This window comes from Citricoccus sp. (assembly GCF_035445025.1).
Classification (GTDB): domain Bacteria; phylum Actinomycetota; class Actinomycetes; order Actinomycetales; family Micrococcaceae; genus Citricoccus.
Genome location: NZ_DAOMPX010000035.1, coordinates 26,514 through 30,545 on the forward strand (window position 1 = coordinate 26,514; position 4,032 = coordinate 30,545).

Consider the following 4,032-nt stretch of genomic DNA (forward strand, 5'->3'; position numbering starts at 1 on the left):
CCGGTGGTGCCGGGACCGTGCGGCTGGTGGACCTGCACCGGGAGATGCGCGTCGTGCGGCTGGGCGAGGGCGTGGATGCCACCGGGCAGCTGTCCGAGGCCGCACTGGAGCGCACCTTCGCCGCCGCCGAGGACTACGCGCGCATACTGCGCCGGCTGGGCGCGGAGTCCGTGCGCTTCGTGGCCACCTCGGCGAGCCGGGACGCCCGCAACGCCGAGGTGTTCACGGCGGGCATCCGCGAGCGACTGGGCGTGGAGCCCGAGGTCATCTCCGGGGACGAGGAGGCGGCGCTGTCCTTCGCCGGAGCGGCCTCGGTCCTGGACCCCGACGCCCTGGCCGGCGCCGGCACGCCCGCGGCGGGCGGCCGCGACCGCACGGTGCTCGTGGTGGACCTCGGTGGCGGGTCCACCGAGTTCGTCCTCGGCACGCTCGACGGCCCCGAGGGCCCGCAGGTCCTCGAGGCGGTCAGCGTCCCGATGGGCTGCGTGCGGTTCACCGAACGCCACCTGCACGGCGACCCGCCGACGCCCGGGGAGATCGCCGCGGCCACCGCGGACATCGACGCGGTGCTCGACGAGGTCGAGGCCGCCGTCCCGCTCGGGCGGGCCGCCGCCGTCGTCGGGGTGGCCGGGACCATCACCACGGTCACGGCCGCCGCCCTGGGCCTGACCGAGTACGATCCCGCGGCGATCCACGGCACCCGGCTGGACCTGGGCACGACCACCCGCATCTCCGGGCAACTGCTGGCGGCCAGCCGCTCCGAACGGGCCGCGCTGCCCTACATGCATCCCGGCCGTGTGGACGTGATCGGCGCCGGGGCCCTGATCTGGTCCACCGTGCTGCGACGCGTGGAGCGGGCGACCGGGGGAGCGGTGACCTCGGCGATCACCTCCGAGCACGACATCCTGGACGGGATCGCCCTGTCCCAGCTCGCGTGAGGGCGGGTCCGGCCCGGCGGGTGTTCTCGGCGGTCCTGGCCGCCGGGCTCACCCTGCTCTCCCCGGTCTCACCCGTCTCGCCGCTGTCGCCCTCACTGCAGCCGGCCGCCGCGGACGAGTGGCGCGAGGGACAGTACTGGCTGGAGGAGTACGGATTCCGGCGGGCCTGGGACCGCACCCGCGGCGAGGGCGTCACCGTGGCCGTGATCGACACCGGGATCGACGCCGCCCACCCCGACCTGACCGGTCAGGTGGCCGGCGGTACCGACGTGTCCGGCGCCGGCGGCGCCGAGGGCACCACGCCGGTGGGACCGGTGCCCGAGCACGGGACCCTCGTGGCCTCCGTGCTCGCCGGGCACGGACACCACGGAGGGGACCGTCCCGCCCCCGGGCCGTCGGGCCCCGCCGCCACGGGATCCGCGTCGGCATCCCCGTCGGCCTCCTCCTCGCCGCCGTCCGCGTCCTCGGCCGCGCCCGTCGGCGAGGCCACCGGCGCGGAACCCGGACCGGACGGTGTCATCGGGGTGGCGCCGGAGGCGAGGCTGCTGTCCGTCTCGGTGCACCTGGGGGATGACAACCCGGACGGGCCGAGCCCCGAGGACCAGATCGCCGAGGCCGTCACCTGGGCCGTCGACCACGGCGCGGACGTCATCAACATGTCCCTGGGCTCCAATCGCCAGGACTGGCCGGAGAGCTGGGACCGGGCCTTCCTGCACGCGGAGGAGAACGACGTCGTGATCGTCGCCGCGGCGGGCAACCGCGCCTCTGGTGCCACGACGGCCGGCGCGCCCGCCACCATCCCGGGGGTGCTGACCGTCGCCGGGCTGAACGCCGACGGCACGGCCAGCTGGGACGCCTCCACCGAGGGGATCTCGATCGGCGTCGCGGCGCCCGCCCACCCCCTCGTCGGGGCCGTCCCCGGGGGAGGCCACCAGCAGTGGCAGGGCACCAGCGGCGCCGCACCGCTGGTGGCGGGCCTCGCCGCCCTCGTCCGGTCCGCCCACCCGGAGATGCCCGCCCATCAGGTCATCCACCGGATCCTCACCACCGCCCGGGACGCCGGCGTCCCCGGTGAGGATCCCGTCTACGGCCACGGGGTCATCGACGCCGCGGCCGCCGTCACCGCCGAGGTGGACCAGGTGGACCGCAACCCCATGAACACGATCGCCGACTGGATCCGGGTGCACCGCCGGGCCGAGAGTCCCGCCGCCGCACCGGCCGGACCCCCCGCGGCGTCCCCGGGCGCACCGGCGTCGACCCCCGCGCCGGCGACCACCGCGCTGCCCCGGGCGGCCCCGCCCACCGATCCTGTCCCGGGCCTGCAGCCGGCACTGGTGCTGGGGACCGGGCTGGCCGTCGTGGCCCTGCTCGGCACCGGCGTGGTGCTCGGGTTGCGGCGGCGTGGGCGCTGACATTGTTACTTTGTGAGAAGTTTCACGAAGTGACGACCGCGGGTTTAGGGTGTAGCCCATGGCTATTACCCCGCAGCTGTCTCCGAAGCCCCGTGTCCTGATCGTCGGCGGCGGTTACGCCGGCCTCTACGTCGCCAAGAACCTGGAGAAGAAGGTCAAGGAGCGTGGCGGCGTCGTCACCCTCGTCGACCCGCTCCCGTACATGACCTACCAGCCGTTCCTGCCGGAGGTCGTCGGCGGCCACATCGAGGCGCGCCACATCATCGTGGACCACCGCACCCACCTGAAGCAGACCGAGGTCGTCCAGGGCAAGGTCGTCAAGGTCGAGCACGCCCGCAAGACCGCCACCGTCCAGACCCCGGACGGCACCGAGTTCGAGGTCCCGTACCAGGACGTGGTCGTGACCGCCGGTGCCACCACCCGCACCTTCCCGATCCCGGGCCTGGCCGAGGCCGGGATCGGCATGAAGACCGTCCAGGAGGCGCTGGCCCTGCGCAACCAGATCCTGGACCGGATCGAGGTCGCCTCCACCATGACCGACGCCGCGGCGCGCTCGCGCGCCCTGACCTTCGTGGTGGTCGGCGGCGGCTTCAACGGCGTCGAGACCATCTCCGAGATGGAGGACCTGATCCGGGCCGCCATCCGCAAGAACCCGCGCCTGGCCCAGTCCGATGCCCGCATCGTCCTGGTCGAGGCCATGGGCAAGATCATGCCGGAGGTCGGCGAGGACCAGGCCGTCGGCGTCGTCGAGCACCTGAAGTCCCGCGGCATCGAGGTGCTGCTGAACACCTCGCTGTCCGGCGCCGAGGGCGGCGTGCTGAAGCTGATCAACATGCAGGACAAGTCCGACGCCGGCTCGTTCGAGGCAGACACCCTGGTCTGGACCGCGGGCGTGGCCGCCAACGCCGTGGCCAAGCAGACCGACTTCCCGGTGGAGCCGCGGGGCCGGATCGAGGTCACCCCGACCCTGCAGGTCAAGGACGGCGAGGACGGCGTCCTCGAGGGCGCCTGGAGCTGTGGCGACGTGGCCGCGGTGCCGGACCTGACCGGCGACGGGCCGGGCGGCCACTGCGTCCCCAACGCCCAGCACGCGGTGCGCCAGGCCCGTCGCCTCGCCGCCAACCTGCTGGCCGTCCGCTTCGGCGAGGGCGCCGTGGAGGAGTACGTCCACAAGTCCCTGGGTGCCGTCGCGGGCCTGGGCGTCGGCAAGGGCGTCGGCAACCCGATGGGCCTGAAGATCTCGGGCATCCCGGCCTGGATGGCCCACCGTGGCTACCACGGCATGGCCATGCCCACCTACGAGCGCAAGGCCCGCGTGATCACCAACTGGGCCCTGAACGCGATCTTCGGCCGGGACACCACCGCGATCGAGGAGCTCGAGACCCCGCACAACGCCTTCCTCGAGGCCGCCGGCGGTGAACTCAAGCCGGGCCGGTTCTCGGGCCGCAAGGCCATCGGCCACGCCGAGCAGTACGAGAACGCCTGACCGTCCGGGAGCCCCGCGCTCCCGCGGTGCACCGCCTGGGGACGTGGTCCGCGGGGTCAGGCGCACCGATCACGCGCCGCGGCCCGGTACCCTTGAGGGGTTCCGGGCCGCGGCCGTCCGCCCCCGTGGCCCAATTGGCAGAGGCGAGCGACTTAAAATCGCTGTGTTGTGGGTTCGAGTCCCACCGGGGGCACCA

Annotated in this window: 3 protein-coding genes and 1 tRNA gene; all 4 read left to right on the top strand. The window is 74.0% G+C overall.

Going from position 1 to position 4,032, the window contains the following annotated elements; genetic code table 11:
- Window positions 1–938: Ppx/GppA phosphatase family protein (locus tag PLJ28_RS11290; protein WP_502877086.1), on the top strand; the 938-nt coding region annotated here is incomplete at its 5' end.
- Window positions 935–2,350, top strand: coding sequence for a S8 family serine peptidase (locus tag PLJ28_RS11295; protein ID WP_324590147.1), 1,416 nt, complete (start codon window positions 935–937; stop codon window positions 2,348–2,350). The genes PLJ28_RS11290 and PLJ28_RS11295, both read left to right, overlap by 4 nt.
- Window positions 2,351–2,408: 58 nt before the next feature.
- Window positions 2,409–3,836, top strand: a complete 1,428-nt coding sequence (locus PLJ28_RS11300; RefSeq protein ID WP_183523558.1) for an NAD(P)/FAD-dependent oxidoreductase — start codon at window positions 2,409–2,411, stop codon at window positions 3,834–3,836.
- A 119-nt stretch (window positions 3,837–3,955) separates the two neighbouring features.
- Window positions 3,956–4,032: transfer RNA gene (locus tag PLJ28_RS11305), tRNA-Leu, on the top strand.